15 protein-coding genes are annotated in these 19,317 nt (G+C 62.3%); 13 read left to right on the forward strand and 2 right to left on the reverse strand.

From position 1 onward, the window contains the following. The 11 genes from treZ (at nt 1) to AC19YS_RS26110 (ending at nt 14,282) form a co-directional block, all read left to right on the forward strand. Nucleotides 1-1,746 carry a malto-oligosyltrehalose trehalohydrolase gene (gene treZ, locus AC19YS_RS26060; RefSeq protein WP_500602975.1) on the forward strand — a complete coding sequence of 582 codons (1,746 nt, stop codon included), beginning with the start codon at nt 1-3 and terminating at the stop codon, nt 1,744-1,746. After that, a complete protein-coding gene (gene malQ / locus AC19YS_RS26065; protein WP_124417614.1) occupies nt 1,743-3,827 on the forward strand; it encodes a 4-alpha-glucanotransferase in 2,085 nt (694 codons plus the stop codon). The genes treZ and malQ overlap by 4 nt, the downstream gene beginning before the upstream one ends. Continuing rightward, entirely contained in the window at nt 3,824-6,580 is a 2,757-nt protein-coding gene (locus AC19YS_RS26070) for a malto-oligosyltrehalose synthase (protein WP_500602976.1), read from the forward strand. The genes malQ and AC19YS_RS26070 overlap by 4 nt, the downstream gene beginning before the upstream one ends. Nucleotides 6,581-6,604: 24 nt before the next feature. Beyond that, nucleotides 6,605-6,874: a DUF2934 domain-containing protein gene (locus AC19YS_RS26075; RefSeq protein WP_106579064.1), complete on the forward strand. Its 270-nt coding sequence runs from the start codon at nt 6,605-6,607 to the stop codon at nt 6,872-6,874. 133 nt (nt 6,875-7,007) lie between these two features. Then, on the forward strand, nt 7,008-9,164 hold the full coding sequence (gene glgX / locus AC19YS_RS26080; RefSeq protein ID WP_106579063.1) for a glycogen debranching protein GlgX: 2,157 nt from the start codon (nt 7,008-7,010) through the stop codon (nt 9,162-9,164). 1 nt (nt 9,165) lies between these two features. After that, nucleotides 9,166-10,164 (forward strand): acyl-CoA dehydrogenase family protein, encoded by a 999-nt coding sequence (locus AC19YS_RS26085; protein ID WP_106579062.1) that lies wholly within the window; start codon nt 9,166-9,168, stop codon nt 10,162-10,164. Further along, a complete protein-coding gene (locus AC19YS_RS26090) occupies nt 10,161-10,919 on the forward strand; it encodes a PIG-L deacetylase family protein (protein WP_106579061.1) in 759 nt (252 codons plus the stop codon). The genes AC19YS_RS26085 and AC19YS_RS26090 overlap by 4 nt, the downstream gene beginning before the upstream one ends. Beyond that, the gene (locus AC19YS_RS26095; protein ID WP_106579060.1) at nt 10,916-11,515 is read left to right on the forward strand and encodes an SAM-dependent methyltransferase; all 600 of its coding nucleotides are present in this window, start codon (nt 10,916-10,918) and stop codon (nt 11,513-11,515) included. The genes AC19YS_RS26090 and AC19YS_RS26095 overlap by 4 nt, the downstream gene beginning before the upstream one ends. Beyond that, nucleotides 11,512-12,171, forward strand: a complete 660-nt coding sequence (locus AC19YS_RS26100; protein WP_200625491.1) for a glycosyltransferase family 2 protein — start codon at nt 11,512-11,514, stop codon at nt 12,169-12,171. The genes AC19YS_RS26095 and AC19YS_RS26100 overlap by 4 nt, the downstream gene beginning before the upstream one ends. 177 nt (nt 12,172-12,348) lie before the next feature. Continuing rightward, on the forward strand, nt 12,349-13,110 hold the full coding sequence (locus AC19YS_RS26105) for a PIG-L deacetylase family protein (protein ID WP_179677361.1): 762 nt from the start codon (nt 12,349-12,351) through the stop codon (nt 13,108-13,110). Nucleotides 13,111-13,250: 140 nt separating this feature from the next. Then, on the forward strand, nt 13,251-14,282 hold the full coding sequence (locus AC19YS_RS26110; protein ID WP_200625493.1) for an alpha/beta fold hydrolase: 1,032 nt from the start codon (nt 13,251-13,253) through the stop codon (nt 14,280-14,282). A gap of 152 nt (nt 14,283-14,434) precedes the next feature. Here the strand turns inward: AC19YS_RS26110 and AC19YS_RS26115 are convergent, their stop codons facing one another. Continuing rightward, entirely contained in the window at nt 14,435-14,863 is a 429-nt protein-coding gene (locus AC19YS_RS26115) for a TOBE domain-containing protein (RefSeq protein WP_106579056.1), read from the reverse strand. Nucleotides 14,864-15,150: 287 nt separating this feature from the next. Here AC19YS_RS26115 and AC19YS_RS26120 point away from each other — a divergent pair, with 287 nt between their 5' ends. Further along, a complete protein-coding gene (locus tag AC19YS_RS26120) occupies nt 15,151-17,310 on the forward strand; it encodes a TonB-dependent siderophore receptor (RefSeq protein WP_200625494.1) in 2,160 nt (719 codons plus the stop codon). Nucleotides 17,311-17,476: 166 nt separating this feature from the next. Continuing rightward, on the forward strand, nt 17,477-18,970 hold the full coding sequence (locus AC19YS_RS26125; protein WP_500602978.1) for a methyl-accepting chemotaxis protein: 1,494 nt from the start codon (nt 17,477-17,479) through the stop codon (nt 18,968-18,970). 2 nt (nt 18,971-18,972) lie between these two features. Here the strand turns inward: AC19YS_RS26125 and AC19YS_RS26130 are convergent, their stop codons facing one another. Then, a complete protein-coding gene (locus tag AC19YS_RS26130; protein WP_106579053.1) occupies nt 18,973-19,299 on the reverse strand; it encodes a helix-turn-helix domain-containing protein in 327 nt (108 codons plus the stop codon). Nucleotides 19,300-19,317: the final 18 nt, after the last annotated feature.

Below are 19,317 nucleotides of genomic sequence, written 5' to 3' on the forward strand. Positions count from 1 at the left end.
ATGCCGTCACGGACTCTGGAAACCTGGCCCCACGGCGCAATCATGCTGGACGCGCAACACACGCGTTTTGCCCTGTGGGCGCCAGACGCGTTTTATGTCAGCGTTGAATTGGAAGACGGCAAGTCCATCGCCATGCTGCCCCAGGCAGATGGCTGGTTTGAGGTAGAGATACAGTGCCCGGCGGGCACTCGCTACCGCTACAACATCGACGGCGAAAACGACGTACCCGACCCGGCATCCAGGGCGCAAGCCGAGGATGTTCATGGTTGGAGCGTGGTTGTCGATCCACTCGCCTATCAGTGGCGACACAGCCATTGGCAAGGCCGCCCATGGCATGAAGCGGTGATCTACGAGCTGCACGTGGGTGTGCTGGGTGGCTACGCCGCCGTACAAAAGCAGCTGCCACGCCTGGCTGAACTGGGCGTCACCGCGATTGAATTGATGCCGTTGGCGCAATTTCCCGGCGAACGCAATTGGGGTTACGACGGGGTTCTGCCCTATGCGCCCCACTCCTCTTATGGCTCGCCGGAACAGCTCAAGCAATTGATCGACAGTGCCCACGAACACGGCCTGGCGGTGATGCTCGACGTGGTTTACAACCACTTCGGCCCGGACGGCAACTACCTGGGCCAATACGCCAACGGTTTCTTTCAAGAAGACGTGCACACGCCCTGGGGCGCAGGCATTGATTTTGATCGTCGCGAGGTGCGCGACTTCTTCCTCGACAATGCCTTGATGTGGTTGCTCGAATACCGCTTTGATGGCCTGCGCCTGGATGCGGTGCACGCAATCGACAATCCCGATTTTCTCAAGGAACTGGCCCACCGTGTTCGCCAACAGGTAGACACAGGTCGGCATGTCTGGCTGGTGCTGGAAAACGAGCTGAACCAGGCCAGCCTGCTGAAGAACGATTTCGACGCGCAGTGGAACGATGACTTCCACAACGTGCTGCACGTATTGCTTACCGGCGAAACCGACGCCTATTACAGCGACTTCGCTGAAAACCCTACCGAAAAACTCGCGCGCTGCCTGGGTGAGGGTTTTATCTATCAGGGCCACACCACCCGCCACGGCCATGAGCGCGGCGAACCCAGTGGGGACTTGCCGCCCAGCGCCTTCGTGGCGTTTTTGCAGAACCACGACCAGATCGGCAACCGCGCACTGGGCGAACGCCTGCATCAGCTGTGCTCGCCGCAGGCGCTCAAGGCAGCCACGACGTTATTGCTGTTGTCGCCGATGATTCCGTTGCTGTTCATGGGTGATGAAGTGAACGCCGAGGAACCGTTCCTGTTTTTCACCGATCACCATGGGGAGCTGGCCGAAGCCGTGCGCGAAGGCCGGCGCAACGAGTTTGCTGATTTTGCCGCATTCAAAGACCCGCAAAGGCGTGAACACATTCCCGACCCGAATGCCCTGCCCACCTTTTTGCAATCGGCACCCGCCTTCACCGAAAACCAGCACGCCCAGTTCTACCGCCAACTGTTGAGCCTGCGCCACCAGCAGATCGTGCCGCACTTGCCCGGCAGTGTGGCCTTGGGCGCGCAGGTGCTGGGGCAAGGCGCCGTCAGCGCGCGCTGGCGCCTGGGCAACGGCAGTGTGTTGCAGATTGACTTAAACCTGGGCGCCGAACCGCTGGATCACCCTGCGCCGCCGCACCTGCTATTTGAAACGCCTGCCGGTGAAGGGGCGCCCTTGGCGCCTTTCAGCGCACGCGTTGCCCTATCCCCTGTTGGAGAGCACCTTTGAGCGAAGCGAACCTGGAAATACTCGCCAGCCGAGCGGGCCTGGCCGTCGATTGGATCGACGCGAACGGCCGTCCGCAACATGTTAAACCCGGCGCCTTGCGCGCCGTTCTCAAAGGCCTGGGCCACCCGGCCGATACTGATGCCGAAATCAACGCCAGCCTGCTCGAACTCGAACAGGTGCAGCAAGACAAGCATCTGCCGCCCTTGATGACCGTCGACAGCGGCGAAGGCCTCGACCTGGCACGCTACTTTGCCGCAGACACGCCCTGCCGGGTCAGCCTGGAAACCGGCGAAACCCTGGAGCTGCGCCTCGACGGTGATGCCGTGCTGCCAGGCGTCATCGCGCTGGGCTATCACCAGGTGCACATCGACGACCAGACCTTCACCCTGGCCGTGGCGCCTGCTCACTGCTACAGCGTGGCTGAAGCCGTCGACGCCCAACCGGCGCGCGCCTGGGGTTTGAGCGCCCAACTGTACGCGCTGCGTCGTCTCGGCGACGGTGGTTTTGGCGACACGCAGGCGTTGGAGCACATGGTTCGCGCCGCCGCCGAACGCGGCGCCGATGCCTTGGCGATCAGCCCGATGCACGCGATGTTCAGCGCCGACACCGAGCGCTACAGTCCCTACTCGCCGTCCAGCCGCCTGTTTCTGAACAGCCTGTACGCCTCGCCTGCCTGCATCCTGGGCGAGCGCGAAGTGCGCAATGCCATCGACGCCTGCGGTTTGACCGAAGAACTGCACACGCTGGAACAGCACACCCTGATCGACTGGCCCGCCGCCGCCAAGGCCAAGCAGCGCCTGCTGCGCGCGCTGTATGAAGACTTCCGCCACGGCGGACACCCGCAGCATGCCGATTTCCTGAGCTTTCGCCAGAACGGCGGTGAAGCCCTGGAGAACCATTGCCGTTTCGAAGCCGTGCAGGCCGTTCGCGCCGCCGCGGGAGAGGACCTCGACTGGCGTCACTGGCCCGAAGCCTGGCGCTCGCCGCAAAGCCCTGAACTGGTTAAGTTCGCCGCTGAACACCGCGACGAAATCGGCTTCTACGCGTTCAGCCAATGGCTGATCGCGCGTTGCCTGGAGCGTGCGCAACAAGCCGCGCGTGGCAGCGGCATGGGCGTCGGCCTGATTGCCGACCTGGCCGTCGGCGCCGACGGCGGCGGCAGCCAGGCCTGGAGCCGCCAGGATGAATTGCTGGCGAACCTCACCGTGGGTGCGCCGCCCGATATTCTCAACCGCGCCGGTCAAGGTTGGGGCATCTCTGCGTTTTCCCCCGAAGGTCTCAAACGCAACGGCTTCCGCGCCTTCATCGAGATGCTGCGGGCCAACTTCGCCCATGCCGGTGGCCTGCGCATCGACCATGTGATGGGCCTGCAACGCCTGTGGGTGATCCCCATGGATGCCTCCCCGCGCGAGGGTGCGTACCTGTATTACCCGGTGGACGACCTGCTGCGACTGCTGGCGCTGGAATCCCAGCGTCACAAGGCGATTGTGCTGGGTGAAGACCTCGGCACCGTGCCCGATGGCCTGCGCGAAAAACTCAGCGCGCGGTCGATTCTGGGCATGCGCGTGCTGCTGTTCGAGCAAGGTCACGATGGCCAATTCAGGCCGATCCTTGACTGGCCGGACAACGCCCTGGCGACCACCAGCACCCACGACTTGCCGACCCTCAACGGCTGGTGGCACAGCCGCGACATCGAGTGGAATATCCAGCTCGGCCTGATCGACGCACCGACGGTGGAGCAATGGAGCGAACACCGCCTGCGCGAACGTCAGGCACTGCGCCAGGCCTTGAGCCAGGACCCGCAGAACTTTGTCGATGAAATCCGCAACGACACCGACCACATGATCGACGCCAGCGTGCGCTACCTCGGCCATACCCGTGCGCCGCTGGTATTGCTGCCCTTGGAGGACGCGCTGGGCATCGAAGAACAAGCCAACCTGCCCGGCACCACCGACACCCATCCCAATTGGCGCCGTCGCCTGCCGGGCGAAGCCGCCAGCCTGCTCGACAACGCCGGCGCCGCCCGCCGCCTCGAACTGCTGGCCGTTGCGCGCAACCAAGCCTATGAGCGTGACCGATGAAAGCACTGCCCCTGCGCGCTACTCAGCGCCTGCAATTCCATAAAGGTTTTACCCTGGATGATGCGGTGCCTCTGGTGCCGTACTTCGCCCAGCTAGGCATCAGCCATGTGTACGCCTCACCGATACTCAGTGCCCGCGCGGGCTCCATGCACGGATACGACGTGGTCGACCCGACGACCGTCAACCCCGAACTGGGCGGCGAGCCCGCGTTGCGGCGCCTGGTTGCTGCACTGCGCGAGCACCAGATGGGGCTGATCCTCGATATCGTCTCCAACCATATGGCCGTGGGTGGCGCGGACAACCCGTGGTGGCTGGACCTGCTCGAATGGGGACGCCTGAGCCCCTACAGCGAGTTCTTCGATATTCAGTGGCACTCGCCGGACCCGTTGCTCAAAGGCCAACTGCTGATGCCGTTTCTGGGCAGCGACTATGGCGAGGCTTTGCAGACCGGCGCGCTGACGCTGCATTTTGACGCCGAGCATGGGGCGTTTTACGTCGAGCATTACGAGCACCGCTTCCCGATCTGCCCGCGCGACTACGCGTTGATCCTCGGCGCCGACGCGCTGCTCCGGCCGTTGGCCGAGCGTTTCAGCGCGCTGGCCTATCAGGATGATGCCTACCACGAAGCCGCCTGGCTCAAGCAGGCGCTGGCCGAACGCGCGACCGAAAGCGACGTGCGCCGTGCCATCGAGCAACGCCTGGGCGAGTTCGACGCACGCCAGCCCGAGGGTTTCAATCGCCTGCATCAATTGCTCGAAGAGCAAGTCTACCGGCTCGCCAGCTGGCGCACGGCGGCGGACGATATCAACTGGCGGCGCTTCTTTGATGTCAATGAATTGGGCGGCTTGCGCGTTGAACGTAAGGCGGTATTCGAGGCCACCCACGGCAAGATCTTCGAGCTGATCAGCGAGGGCCTGATAGATGGCTTGCGCATCGACCACATCGACGGCCTGGCCGACCCACGCGGTTATTGCCGCAAGCTGCGGCGTCGGGTTGATTCACTGTCGCCCGAACGGCACTTGCCGATCTTCGTGGAAAAAATCCTCGGTGAAGGCGAAACCCTGCGCGAAGATTGGAAAGTAGACGGCACCACCGGCTACGAATTCATGAATCAGCTGTCGTTGCTGCAGCATGATCCTCAAGGCTTCGAGCCGCTTGCCGAGTTGTGGACCCGCCACAGCGGACGGCCAGCGGCTTTTATCGAAGAAGCCTGGCTGGCACGCCAGCAGATCCTGAATGGCTCGCTGGCCGGTGACTTCGAAAGCGTGGCCCAGGCCCTGCTGCAGGTGGCCCGTGACGATGTGATGACCCGCGACCTGACCCTGGGCGCGATCCGCCGCGCCTTGCAGGAGCTGATCGTGCACTTCCCGGTGTACCGCACTTACATCAGCGCCCGTGGCCGCAGCGAAAAAGATGACGTGTTTTTCCTGCAAGCCCTGGCCGGTGCTCGCAGCACGTTGAGCGAAGGCGACTGGCCGGTGCTCGATCACCTGGAAAAATGGCTGGGCGGCCAGCCGTGGCGCCATCGCCTGATCGGGCGCGAGCGCAAGATACTCAAACATGCCTGTGTACGCTTCCAGCAACTGACCTCTCCGGCCGCGGCCAAGGCCGTGGAAGACACCGCGTTCTATCGCTCGGCAGTACTGCTGTCGCGCAATGACGTGGGTTTCAGCACCGAGCAGTTCAGTGCGCCGGTGGCGGCGTTTCACACCGTCAACCAACAACGCTTGCAGACCTTTCCCGACAACCTGCTGGCCACCGCCACCCACGACCACAAGCGCGGCGAAGATACCCGCGCACGCCTGGCGGTATTGAGTGAATGCGCGCCGTGGTATGTCGAACAGGTTGAGCACTGGCGCACCCTCGCCGCCCCCTTGCGCGAGGATGCCAATAGCCCGTCGGCCGGTGATGAGCTGATCCTGTATCAAGTGTTGCTGGGCAGTTGGCCGCTGGACCTGCACCTGGACGTCGAGAATTACCAGCAGCGCCTCTGGCAATGGCAGCAAAAGGCCCTGCGCGAAGCCAAGCTGCAAAGCAGCTGGAGCGCGCCGAACGAGGCGTATGAGCAAGGCGTCGAGGCGTTTCTCTCGCGCCTGTTGCTCAGCGATGCGGGCAGCGCATTGCGCACCGCCCTGGGCAACGCCGCTCACGCCATTGCCGCGGCCGGTGCGGTCAACAGCCTGGCGCAATCCTTGCTTCGCATCACGGTGCCGGGTGTGCCGGACTTGTACCAGGGCGATGAGTTCTGGGACTTCAGCCTGGTGGACCCGGACAACCGTCGTCCGGTGGACTTCAACGCGCGGCAACACGCGCTGAACACACCGCCGGACATCCCTGAACTGTTATCCAACTGGCGCGACGGGCGCGTCAAGCAGGCGCTGATTGCCCAGGTGCTGGCGTTGCGCAAGGCCGCCCCGGAGATCTTTCGCAGCGGCCACTACACACCGCTGGAGGTCACCGGCACGCACGCAGAACATGTGGTCGCATTCTGTCGCGAACATCAAGGCAAACGCCTGTTGGTGGTGGTGCCGCGCTGGCCTCATCGCTTGCTGGAAAACGGTGAGCGGCCCCACATCGACGCGCAAGTTTGGGGCGATACGCGGGTTAAATTACCGTTCGCCGCGACAACGCAAAACTGGAAGGGACTTTTTCATACAGGCGCAGTCACACCAAACAAGGAGCTGTTGATCAGCGCTGCCCTGGGGGATTTCCCGGTCAATGTCTTTATCAATCCTGATGATCAAGAAAGCTGAAACTTTTCTGTGAGGAGCATTGTGATGAGTACTGAAGACAAACGTATTCGCGAATTGGCGCATCAGATCTGGGAATCCGAGGGCAAGCCCCACGGAGAGGACACTCGCCACTGGGAGATGGCGCGCAAACTGGCCGAAGCCGAAGCGCTGACGCCAAGCAAGCCCAAGGCCGCTGCCAAGCCAAAAACCGCGCCCAAGCCTGCGCCCAAAGCCAAGCCGCCGGCACCGGCAGCGAGCAAACCGGCGCCGCCTGCGGCGAAAAAGCCCGCAGCGCCGAAAAAACCCAAGCCTTAAGCATCACGACCTTACGGGCCTCCTCCCGGCGCTGCCGGCAGGAGGTTCCCTTTTGAATATCCACTGCGTCAGCTGAACGATCGCCAGCACGGTCGCGCTCGGCCCGAAAAAAGACCCTTGCAGGAGCAACTCAATGAGCAAACCAGATAAAAACCAACCGACGCCGGAAAACGAGCCGTCGCGGATTCGTGAAGGTTTGCCCTTCCCCCTCGGCGCCACCTGGGACGGCCTGGGCGTCAACTTTGCGTTGTTCTCGGCCAACGCCACCAAAGTTGAACTGTGCCTGTTTGACGACACCGGCGAAGTTGAGCTGGAACGCATCGAACTGCCTGAATACACCGACGAAACCTTCCACGGTTACCTGCCCGACGCCCACCCTGGGCTGATTTACGGCTACCGCGTATACGGTGCATATGACCCGGCCAATGGTCACCGCTTCAACCACAACAAATTGCTGATCGACCCCTATGCCAAACAGCTGGTGGGCGAACTCAAATGGTCCGAAGCGTTGTTCGGCTACACCATCGGCCACCCCGACGATGACCTCAGTTTCGACGAACGCGACAGCGCGCCCTTCGTGCCCAAGTGCAAGGTCATCGACCCGGCGCACACCTGGGGTAACGACCAGCCGGTGCGGGTGCCGTGGGACCGTACGATCATTTATGAAACCCACTTGCGCGGCATCAGCATGCGCCATCCTTCGGTTGGCGAGTCGGTGCGCGGCACCTGCGCCGGGCTGATGGAAGATGACGTGCTCAAGCACATCCGCCAGCTGGGTGTGTCGTCGGTGGAATTGCTGCCCGTGCACGCATTCGTCAACGACCAGCACTTGCTGCAAAAAGGCATGACCAACTATTGGGGCTATAACAGCATCGCCTTTTTCGCCCCGGACCCGCGTTACCTGGCCAGCGGCAAGATTGCCGAGTTCAAGGAAATGGTCGCGCACCTGCACGAAGCCAAGCTGGAAGTGATCCTCGACGTGGTCTACAACCACACCGCCGAAGGTAACGAGCGCGGCCCGACCCTGTCCATGCGCGGCATCGACAACGCCTCCTACTATCGCCTGATGCCTGACGACAAGCGCTTCTACATCAACGATTCCGGCACCGGCAACACCCTGGACCTGAGCCACCCGTGCGTGCTGCAAATGGTCACCGACTCCTTGCGTTACTGGGCCACCGAGATGCACGTGGACGGGTTCCGCTTTGACCTGGCGACCATTCTGGGCCGTTACCGCGATGGCTTCGACGAACGCCACAGCTTCCTCGTGGCCTGCCGCCAGGACCCGGTGCTGCGCCAGGTGAAAATGATCGCCGAGCCGTGGGACTGCGGCCCCGGTGGCTATCAAGTGGGCAAATTCCCACCGGGCTGGGTGGAATGGAACGACCGCTTCCGCGACACCGTGCGCGCCTTCTGGAAAGGCGATGACGGCCAGTTGGCAGACTTTGCTGCACGCATGACTGCGTCCGGCGAGATGTTCAACCAGCGTGGTCGACGCCCGTACAGTTCGGTGAACTTCATCACCGCGCACGACGGCTTCACCTTGCACGACCTGGTGTCGTACAACGACAAGCACAACGAAGCCAACGACGAAAACAACCAGGATGGCAGCAACAACAACCTGTCCTGGAACCACGGCGTCGAAGGGCCTACCGAAGACCCGGAAATCAACGCGCTGCGCCTGCGCCAGATGCGCAACTTTTTCGCCACCCTGCTCTTGGCCCAAGGCACACCGATGCTGGTGGCCGGTGACGAGTTCGCTCGCACTCAGCACGGCAACAACAATGCCTACTGCCAGGACAGCGAGATCGGCTGGGTCAACTGGGAGCTGGACGACGACGGCAAGGCGCTGCTCAAGTTTGTAAAACGCCTGATCAAGCTGCGCCTGGCGTATCCGATCCTGCGCCGTGGACGCTTCCTGGTGGGTGACTACAACGAAGACATCGGGGTGAAGGACGTCACCTGGCTGGCGCCGGATGGCAACGAGATGACCACCGAACAGTGGGAAGACAGCCATGGCCGCTGCCTGGGCATGCTGATGGATGGCCGCGCCCAGGAAACCGGGATTCGCCGCCCGGGTGGCGATGCGACGTTGCTGCTGGTGGTCAACGCCCACCACGACATGGTCAATTTCCGCCTGCCACCGGTGCCGGAAGGCGAGTTCTGGACCTGCATGCTCGACACCAACGAGCCAGCGGTGCGCGGTCAGGAGCGCTTTGATTTCGAGCACGAGTACGCAGTCACCGGCCGCTCGCTGTTGTTGTTTGAACTGCAGCACGACGAGGTGTGAAATGGCGTTGCATGGATTCCTTCAAAGCTACCGGGGCTATGCGGACACGCACGCTTTGGGCCAAGCCCTGAAGGCCCTTCAGGAAGAAGGCCTGGACCAGCTGCCGTTACCCGGCAGTGGCCAGACGCTGGAGCGATTCAGTCGTCTGGCGCAGGTGGCGGGCCACGATTTACGCCTGTGCAAGTTGTTCGAAGGCCACACCGATGCGTTGGCGATCATCGCTGAACTCGACAGCCCCCTGCCGCCCTTGGGCAGCTTGTGGGGCATGTGGGCCGCCGAACCGCCGACCGCCAAGGTGCGTGTGCGCCGTGATGGCCATCGGTTGATCGTCGATGGGCGCAAGGCCTGGTGTTCCGGGGCGGCGGTGGTCAGTCATGGCTTGCTGACCGCCTGGGACGACGAAGACCGTCAGCAACTGGTTGCCGTGGACATGGATCAGCCCGGCATTATGGTCACCAATGAAGGCTGGAACGCCGTGGGCATGGCCGCCACTGGCAGCGTCGAGATTGTGTTTGACGGCGCCAAGGGTATTGCCGTCGGCGGGCCGGGGGATTACCTGTCCCGCCCTGGCTTCTGGCAAGGCGGGATTGGCATTGCCGCCTGCTGGTACGGCGGCGCGCAACGCTTGGCCGAGGTGTTGCGCGAGCAGTGCAGCAAGCGCCCCGAGCCCCATGCCCTCGCCCACCTGGGCGCGGTGGACAGCGTGCTCAACAGTGCGGCCTGTGTGTTGCGTGACAGTGCAGAACAGGTTGACCGCGCTCCACGGGCGGATGCGCGGCTGTTAGCGCAGCAGGTGCGCGCGTGCATCGAAGACACTGTCGAGCAGGTCATCCACCATGTGGGCCGTGCGGCAGGTGCCGGGCCTTATTGCAAAGACCCGCACTTTGCCCAGTTGATGGCGGACCTGCCGGTGTATGTGCGCCAGAGCCATGCAGAGCGCGACCTGGCGGCGTTGGGCGAACAGGTGGCCGAGCAACCCACAGGGAGGTGGCAGTTATGAAACCCAATCCGATCGTAGGCCAGGGCACGCCACTGCATCAGTGGCAAGCCTCGTCGCACATGGCCGAGCTGCCGCACATCAGCGTCGAACAGTTGGTACCCGAAGGGCATCGGGCAGTCATCATTGCACCGCATCCGGACGATGAAGTGCTCGGTTGCGGCGGCCTGCTGCAAGGCCTGGCGGCCATCGGCCGGCCGATTCAGCTGATTTCCGTGACCGATGGCAGCGCCAGCCATCCGGGTTCCCAGCGCTGGCCGGTGGAGCGCCTGAGTGTGGTGCGTCCGCAGGAATCAGCCCAGGCATTGCACCGCCTGGGTTTGCCGTTGCACAGCCTCAAATGGCTGCGCGCAGGGTTCAGCGACAGTCAGGTGGCGGCGCAGGAAGAACAGCTGAGTGCGTTCATTCAACGCTACCTCAAACCCACCGACGTGGTGTTCACCACGTGGCGCGAAGATGGGCACTGCGACCATGAGGCTGTCGGCCGCGCCAGTGCAAAGGCCGCGCAGGCGGTTGGGGCGACCCTGTATGAATTGCCCGTATGGACCTGGCACTGGGCAACCCCGGAAGACAGCCAAGTGCCGTGGGACCGCGCGCGCAAAATCCTGCTGACGCCCGAAACAGTGGCGCGTAAGCGTCATGCCATCCACGCGTTTGCCAGCCAGTTGGAGGGCGACCCGCAGATCGGCCTGCCGCCTGTGCTCGCACCTTATGTGGTGGAACGCCTGCTGCAGCCTTTTGAAGTGGTGTTTGTATGAGCGTGGCCACGCCGTATTTCGACCAACTGTTCGCCGGCAATGACGACCCTTGGGCATTTCGCCAACGCTGGTACGAGCAGCGCAAACGCGCGCTGACCCTGGCGGCGCTGACCCGCCCGCGGTATGCGTCGATATTCGAACCCGGTTGCGCCAATGGCGAGCTGAGCGCTGAACTGGCGCCGCGCTGTGACCGCCTGGTGTGTTGTGACACGGCCAGTGCCGCCGTGGCGCTGGCGCAAACCAGGCTGCTGGGGTTTGCCCATGCCGAGGTGCAGCAAAGCCGTTTGCCGGAACAGTGGCCGACAGGTTCATTCGAACTGATCGTGTTGAGCGAGCTGTGCTACTACCTGGATGCCGATGATCTGCACCGCCTGGTTGACTGCGCCCTTGGCGCCTTGACCGAAGACGGGCAACTGCTGGCCTGTCACTGGCGCCCACGCATTGAAGGGTGCCCGCAGACCGCTGAACAGGTGCATGCCCTGCTGCAGCAAAGGCTGAATATGCCGCCGGTGGTGCAGCATCACGAAAGTGATTTCCTGCTCGACCTGTGGAGCCGCGACCGCACCTCGGTCGCAACCCTCGAGGGGCTGCGATGATCGGCGTTCTGATCCCGGTGCATAACGAAGAAGCGCTGCTGGGCGAATGCCTGAAATCTGCGTTGGTTGCCGCACGCCATCCGGAGCTGCTCGGCGAAACGGTCCAGATCCTCACCGTGCTCGACAGCTGCAACGATGGCAGTGCGGCGATCGTGCAGGCCTATGCGGTGCAAAGCCTGCAGGTGCAGGCGCGCAATGTCGGGCAGGTGCGCGGTGTGGGTGCGCGGCACTTGCTGAATCAAGGCGCACGCTGGATTTCGTGCACGGACGCCGACAGCCGCGTCGCCCCTGACTGGCTGGTAGCGCAATTGGCGCTGGGTGTCGACGCGGTGTGCGGCACCGTGACCGTGGACGGCTGGAGTGACGGCTTCGACCCCGCGGCGCAAATTCGCTACACCCAGGCCTATCAGGCCCGAGACGGCCATCGGCATGTACACGGTGCCAATCTGGGCGTGAGTGCTGGCGCCTATGTGCAAGCCGGCGGGTTCGAACCCCTCGCCTGCCATGAAGATGTGCAACTGGTGCGCAATCTGGAGCGTTGCGGCGCGTCCATCGCCTGGAGCCACCGGCCACAGGTGATTACCAGTGGCCGGCTCGACTGCCGCGCCGAAGGCGGTTTTGGTGACTATTTGAAAAGCCTCATGCAGGCCAGCTGAAAAAATCAACATTTCACGATGTAAAAGCCATGAATCCTTGACTATGCTGATAGCGCCTTGCCGGTATTCCAGGGTTGGAGTACCGCGCATCACCGCAGCGGAGTCTGCGCTGAAAAAAAAGAGCGTCGTCCCGTCAACGGGGTACGGCCAGCATCAATCGACAAGGACGTGACACCCATGAAGCCTGCCTCCTTAAGCGAGGGCCGCCGCGGTCCCGCGCAAATCTGGAACAGCGCGCCACAGTTGGCGCAAATTCCCGCTATCCCTCCCTCTTCGCTGGTGCCACCTGGTGCGCGCGTGGTGGTGATTGCTCCGCACCCTGGCGATGAAGTGCTGGCGTGTGGAGGGCTGCTGCAACTGCTCAGTACCCTGGAGCACCCGCTGCTGCTGATCTCGATCACCGACGGCAGCGCCAGCCATCCGGGGTCTCACGCATGGCCGGCGAGCCGTCTGAGTGTGATCCGCCCACAGGAAAGCGCCGAGGCGCTGCGCAGGTTGGGCATGCCGCTGCACAGCTTGAAGTGGATTCGCGGCGGTTTTCGTGACGACGCCCTGGCGAGCAGTGAACAGCCGATGAGCCAGTTCATTGCGCGTTACCTGCAGCCGGGCGACATGGTGTTCACCACGTGGCGCAACGACGGCAATGACGACCACGACGCCGTCGGCCGTGCCAGCGCCAAGGCCTGTAGCCTGATCGGCGCGCGGCTTTATGAACTGCCCATCTGGGCCTGGCACAGTCCGGCGCGTGAAGCGGCGATGATGCCTTGGCAGCGAGCGCATAAGGTGCGTCTGGACAGCTGGAGCGTCGCGCGCAAACTGCACGCCGCTCATGCCTACGCCAGCCAATTGGTCGGCGACCCGGCCATCGGGCTCGCGCCGATGCTCGCCCAGGAACTGCTCGAACGCATGCGCGAGCCGTATGAGATCGTGTTCACGTAGAGCGGGCGGTTATGTATCGCACTGTGTACAGCAGCCGTGGCGATACACAGCGTTTAACCCGGGACCGTTCCTGAAACATGCGCGATACAGCGCAGCGGTCAACTGAGTGTCAGGCACCCATCAGCCGCAGGAGGCTCGCCATGCACACTCTGTTGACCCGTCGCTCCAAACACCGTCCGCTTGCTCTGGCATTGGCCTTGTTGCCATTCGGCGCCCTGGGCGTGGCTCATGCTGAAATGCCCGAGCCGCCAACGCCGGCCAGCCATCACCAAACCGCCTTCGGCGCGCTCAAGCACGTCAAGGCCGGGGTGCTCGATGTGGCCTACGCCGACGTTGGCCCGGCCAACGGCCAGGTGGTGATCCTGCTGCACGGTTGGCCCTACGACATCGACAGTTACGCCGATGTCGCGCCGTGGCTGGCAGCCAAAGGCTACCGCGTGTTGATCCCGTATGCCCGCGGCTATGGCGCCACGCGTTTTGTGTCGGATAAAACCCTGCGCAACGGCGAACCGGCAGCGTTGGCACAGGACGTGATCGACTTCATGGACGCACTGAAGATCAAGCAAGCGGTGCTCGGTGGGTACGACTGGGGCGCGCGCTCGGCGGATATCGTCTCAGCGCTGTGGCCGGAGCGGGTCAAGGCATTGGTGTCTGTCAGCGGCTACCTGATCGGCAACCAGGCCGCCGGCAAGCAACCGCTGCCGCCCAAGGCTGAATTGCAGTGGTGGTACCAGTTTTACTTCGCCACCGAGCGCGGCGCCGCCGGCTACCAGAAGAACACCCACGAATTTGCCAGGCTAATCTGGCAAACCGCTTCGCCGAAGTGGGCCTTTGACGACGCCACGTTCGCGCGCAGCGCCAAAGGCCTGGATAACCCCGATCACGTCGCCATCACGGTTTTCAACTACCGTTGGCGCCTGGGTTTGGTGCACGGCGAGGCGCAATACGACGCGCTGGAACAGCGACTGGCCCAATCGCCCACCATCGGCGTGCCGACCATCACCCTCGAAGGCGACGCGAACGGCGCACCGCACCCGCAACCCGAGGACTACGCCAAGCGCTTCACCGGCAAGTACGAATTTCGCCAGATCAATGGCGGGATCGGCCACAACCTGCCGCAGGAAGCACCGGCAGCGTTCGCCAAGGCCGTGTTCGACGCCGATCACCTGTGACCTATCGCGACGACCTGGCGGGGTTACCGACTGTGGGCGGGGAGTGTTTTTTGCTGCTCAGCGCACGACTGTCGGGAAGGACATTCTTTGGCTTGAACAGTGGTGCCAATTGAGCACGGTGGGCCGAATGGACTCGGGCCACCGTGCGTTGATCAGGCCGGCACGCCGAGAATGATGTGCGAGGCTTTGATCACCGCCGTCGCGCTGACGCCCGGCGCCAGGCCCAACTCCGCTACCGCGTCGCGGGTGACGATGGCGTAAACCTTCGAACCACCGGCCAATTCGATCACCACTTCGGCGTTGACCGCACCGTCGTTGACGCTCAGTACCGTGCCTTCCAGGCAGTTGCGCGCCGACAGGCGAATGTCGCTGGAATCGGTCATCAGCATGACCCACGGCGCCTTGATCAGTGCCACGGCCTCTTTGCCCACGGCGATGCCCAGGTTGCGCACGCTCTGTATGGTCACCACCGCCACCAATTGCTCACCACCGGCCAAGGTCAGGACGACTTCTGCATTAACGGCGCCCTCCTGCACTTGGCTGACTTGGCCTTTGAATACGTTGCGTGCGCTGACTTTCATCGTGATGGGGCCTTTTCTTGACTTTTGATTAGGAATTAACGCGCATGTTTAAACGTAACGCTGTGTAAAAACAACTATAGCGTCCCAACTGCCGGCGTTCTGCGCCGGATAGTGACTACCTGCTGGCGCCCGAGCTAGCGATAAGGCTGCATCGACGATGTGAAAAATTTGTTAAGCATTTAACGTCAAAGGCTTTTTTGCTCGGATCCAATCTGACACACTGATGCGAATAATTATCATAATCTTTATTATTCGCTAGGGACAGCACTTCCGGGAGAGTCGGTTTCATGTCTGTGCAACAACATGGCGGTAAAGGTTTTTCACCCAATTTGATCGCGATGGCCATCTGTATTGCCAGCTCACAAGCGGCCTTCGCCGCCGACACGCAGCAGCCAGCAGACGTCGTCGAGTTGGGCGCGACGCAGATCAACACCGAGCAGCAACTCGGTGCGACCACCGAAGGCAGCCCGTCCTACACCACCGGCTCGATGGCAACGGCGACCAAGCTTCCACTCACGATGCGCGAAACCCCACAGGCCGTTACCGTCATCACGCGACAGCGCATGGATGACCAGGCGATGACCAGCATCAATGACGTGGTCAAGGCCACGCCCGGGTTGTTCCTGAACTTCTCCAACGGGCCTGGCCGGCAGTCGTACACCTCGCGCGGTTTCGACATCGACAACCTGATGTATGACGGCATTCCCAGCGGCTACAACGGGGCCACAGTCGGCGCCCAGCCGAACCTGGCCATGTTCGACCGCGTCGAGGTAGTGCGCGGCGCAACAGGCCTGGTCACCGGGGCCGGCAACCCTTCAGCGGCCATCAACCTGATCCGCAAGCGGCCGTTGGACGAGCAGAAAGTCACCCTCACCGGTGCCGCCGGCAGTTGGGACAATTACCGTGGCGAGCTGGACGCATCCAGCCCGCTCAACGACAGCGGCACATTGCGCGGCCGGGTGGTTACTTCTTACGGTGATGCCAACAGTTTCATCGATAAAGTCCAGGAAGATCACGGCCTGTTCTACGCCGTCACCGAAGCGGATCTGAGCGAAGACACCACCCTGACCCTGGGTTTCTCCAACCAGAAGGACAAGACCAACTACTTCTGGGGATCGGCGATGGTCGGTCAGGACGGCCATCATCTGGACCTGCCCCGCTCCTACAACCCCGGTACTCGCTGGGAGAACAAGGATCAGGAAATCAACACGGTGTTCGCCGAGCTGCGTCAGCGCCTGGCCAACGACTGGAGCCTTCAAGTCAACGCCAACTACGCCGAACAGAACGCGTTGTTTTCAGGCTCCTACCAGTCGCGCCGGGTCAACAACACCCCGGCCCGCACGGTCTACCAGGCGGCCTACGATGAAAACCAGGCCGGCATCGACGCCTTTGCCAGCGGCCCTTTCCAGGCGTTCGGGCGTACCCATGAACTGGTGGTGGGCGCCAGCAAGCGCATCTATGACCTGACCACCCACAGCTACAGTCCGTACGACACCAACTGGCCACTCACCGCGGGCAAGCCAGACTTCGTCCACACCGACAACCAGCGCGAAGTCACCACTCAGGATGGCGTCTACGTCACCACGCGCCTGAGCCTCGCCGACCCGTTGAAACTGATCCTCGGCGGGCGCCTGGACTGGTATGACTATGACAACCGTGACGGCGACGGCGACTATCATGTCACCCGCAACCTCACCCGCTACGCAGGTTTGATTTACGAGCTGGACGACCATCACTCGGTCTACGTCAGCTACAGCGACATCTTCACGCCGCAGAGTGACAAGGACACGTCCGGTAAGCCGGTCAAGCCGATTGTCGGCAAGAACTACGAAGTCGGCATCAAGGGCGAATACCTTGGCGGCGCGCTGAACGCGAGCCTGGCGCTGTTCCGCGTCGATCAGGAGAACCGAGCGGTGCAAGTGTTCGTGCCGAACTGCCCGCAGGCCTCCTGCAACGAAGCCTCCGGCGAAATTCGCAGCGAGGGCATCGACGTCGAACTGCAAGGCGCGTTAACCGAGAATTGGCAGGTCGGCGGTGGCTACACCTACGCCCGTACGCACACCATCAAGGATGAGGCCAACCCGCAGAAGGTCAACAAGCAGTTCGACACCGACACGCCAGAACAGCTGTTCAAACTGACCACACGCTACAACCTGCAGGGCCCGCTGGAAAAATTCCGTGTGGGCGGCAACGTCTCCTGGCAGAGCCGCATGTACAACGACCTTGACCTCGCGGACGGCAGCAAATATCGGCTTAAACAGGGCAGCTATGCCGTCACCGACCTGATGGCCGGCTACCAGGTCAACCAGCACCTGGACCTGCAGCTCAACGCCAACAACATTTTCGACCGGCGCTATTACTCCACCATCGCCAACTCGGTGAGCTACGGCGGTGATGCTTACGGCAACCCGCGCAACATGATGCTGACCGCCAAGTACACCTTCTGATCGTTATCGCAGCGTCGGCTATCCGTTCGGATAGCCGTTCTTAAAGTCCCGTTCAGGGATGCCCCTGAATCAAAAAGCACACGAATACCTGCTTCACTCCACCGGTGGCCGGTCGTGGCACGCCGCATGCTTGCCTGTACCCCTCGATCACATGGAGTAAGAGTGAATGCCCACCCGCCCGCGTTTTCTGGAGCACTACCGCAAGGCCGATCGCATCATGCTGGCGTTGGTCTGGCTGATGTTTCTGTTCTCACTCGGGCTGGCGTTCTGGCACGACACTTGGCTGCAGGCACTGACCGTGGGCGCAGGCACCAGTGTGGTGCTGACGGTGCTCTATCGCGCCCTCGGCGGGACACGCTTGATGCGCTGCCTGCTGGGCGCCGGCCTGATGGTAATGGCTGCCCTGCACATCAACCAGGCGCAAGGCGTGATCGAATCACACTTCGGCATTTTCGCGTTGCTGGCGGTGCTGACGTTCTACCGCGACTGGCTGCCAATCCTGGTCGCGGCGGCAACGATCGCCGTGCATCACGTGGTCTTTCATGCCTTGCAACATCAAGGCTTCCCGGTGTTTGTGATGGAACACCACGGCGGCTGGAGCATGCTGTTCGTCCACGCTTTCTATGTGGTGATGGAGACCGTCGCCCTGCTCTACCTGGCCATTCACAGCCAGCGTGAGGCGGTTGAAAGCCAGGAAATGCTCGAGAAAATGCTCGCCGTGACCACCCAGCTCACCGTCGAAACCGCCCAAGGTGAAGGCAAGGTGCACGTCTCCCTGGCCAAGCGCTTTGACCACTTCCTGCAGCAAATCACCCACCTGATCGACGGTGTGGCCCGCGACTCCCAAGGCCTTGGCCAACTCGGCCAGGAACTGGCCAGTGCCAGCGGCACGCTGGAAAAAGGCGCACGCCATCAGTTGGCAGAAATCACCCAGATGACCGGCTCGATGCAGCGCATGGAAGACGCCATGGGCCACATCACCGTGCACGTTGAACAGGCTGTCGAGCACGCAGGCCAAGCCAGCCAACAAATCGTACGCGGCCAGGAAAGCGTCGGCCGCGCGCAGCATGAAATCAGCCAACTGGCTCTACGCATTCACGGCACCCACTCAACCGTGCAAGACCTCGCCGTGCAGGCCGAGCAGATCGGCTCGGTGCTCGAAGTGATCAGCAGCATCGCCAACCAGACCAACCTGCTCGCCCTCAACGCCGCCATCGAAGCTGCGCGCGCCGGCGAGCAAGGCCGAGGGTTTGCCGTGGTGGCCGATGAAGTGCGCAGCCTGGCCCAGCGCACGGCGGTGTCTACGCAGGAAATCAAACAGATCATCGAAGGCTTGCAACACGGCAGCCGTCAGGCCGTCGAGGCGATGCATGACAGCCAGCAAGGCGTAGAGCGTTGCGTACAAGACAGCCAGTTGGCGGTACAGATGCTGCAAGCGGTCGGCGCCGATATCGCGCGCATCGACGCACTGAATGGGCGAATTGTGAGCACCACGCGCGAGCAGTCCACGGCCAACCTGGAGATTGTCGGGCGCTTGCAGGCGGTGCAAAGCATTGCGCAAAGCACCGCGGATGATGTGGAGACGCTGGCGCGCAGCAGTGAACGGTTTCCGCCGATTGCGGTGCGCCTGGATGCTTTGGGGCGCAGGTTTCATCAATGAAGTCATGCGTCTCGGGACAATGAGGAGGTGATCTGAGCAATCGCGCCCTGATCCGCCTCGTGCAGCGTGCGGTACTGATTGACGACTTCGGTTTCTTCCACAGTAAGGTCATCCGCGCTCATGTGCGAACGCTCCCCGCTCAGCACATAAAGCACATCGACCCCTTTGCGACGGATAGCCATCAGATAATCCGATTTGGGTAATCTCTCGCCCCTTTCATAGTGGCCTTGTGCGTTTTCGGCCACGCCCCCTATCACACCAAAATCGTGCTGGGAGAGTAAAAGCCGTTTGCGCTCTTCCTTTAAGCGCCCGCCTAAATTGCCGTCCATGTTGAATGCCTGAACTGA

The organism is Pseudomonas sp. MF08831 (genome assembly GCF_059862645.1).

Bases quoted from the DNA above. Each gene is read 5' to 3' on its own strand.
- AC19YS_RS26110 (WP_200625493.1), top strand. From the start codon at position 13,251: ATGCACACTCTGTTGACCCGTCGCTCCAAACACCGTCCGCTTGCTCTG.
- glgX (WP_106579063.1), top strand. From the start codon at position 7,008: ATGAGCAAACCAGATAAAAACCAACCGACGCCGGAAAACGAGCCGTCG.
- AC19YS_RS26120 (WP_200625494.1), top strand. From the start codon at position 15,151: ATGTCTGTGCAACAACATGGCGGTAAAGGTTTTTCACCCAATTTGATC.
- AC19YS_RS26075 (WP_106579064.1), top strand. From the start codon at position 6,605: ATGAGTACTGAAGACAAACGTATTCGCGAATTGGCGCATCAGATCTGG.
- AC19YS_RS26130 (WP_106579053.1), bottom strand. From the start codon at position 19,299: ATGGACGGCAATTTAGGCGGGCGCTTAAAGGAAGAGCGCAAACGGCTT.
- AC19YS_RS26070 (WP_500602976.1), top strand. From the start codon at position 3,824: ATGAAAGCACTGCCCCTGCGCGCTACTCAGCGCCTGCAATTCCATAAA.
- AC19YS_RS26095 (WP_106579060.1), top strand. From the start codon at position 10,916: ATGAGCGTGGCCACGCCGTATTTCGACCAACTGTTCGCCGGCAATGAC.
- AC19YS_RS26105 (WP_179677361.1), top strand. From the start codon at position 12,349: ATGAAGCCTGCCTCCTTAAGCGAGGGCCGCCGCGGTCCCGCGCAAATC.
- AC19YS_RS26125 (WP_500602978.1), top strand. From the start codon at position 17,477: ATGCCCACCCGCCCGCGTTTTCTGGAGCACTACCGCAAGGCCGATCGC.
- AC19YS_RS26085 (WP_106579062.1), top strand. From the start codon at position 9,166: ATGGCGTTGCATGGATTCCTTCAAAGCTACCGGGGCTATGCGGACACG.
- AC19YS_RS26115 (WP_106579056.1), bottom strand. From the start codon at position 14,863: ATGAAAGTCAGCGCACGCAACGTATTCAAAGGCCAAGTCAGCCAAGTG.
- AC19YS_RS26090 (WP_106579061.1), top strand. From the start codon at position 10,161: ATGAAACCCAATCCGATCGTAGGCCAGGGCACGCCACTGCATCAGTGG.
- AC19YS_RS26100 (WP_200625491.1), top strand. From the start codon at position 11,512: ATGATCGGCGTTCTGATCCCGGTGCATAACGAAGAAGCGCTGCTGGGC.
- treZ (WP_500602975.1), top strand. From the start codon at position 1: ATGCCGTCACGGACTCTGGAAACCTGGCCCCACGGCGCAATCATGCTG.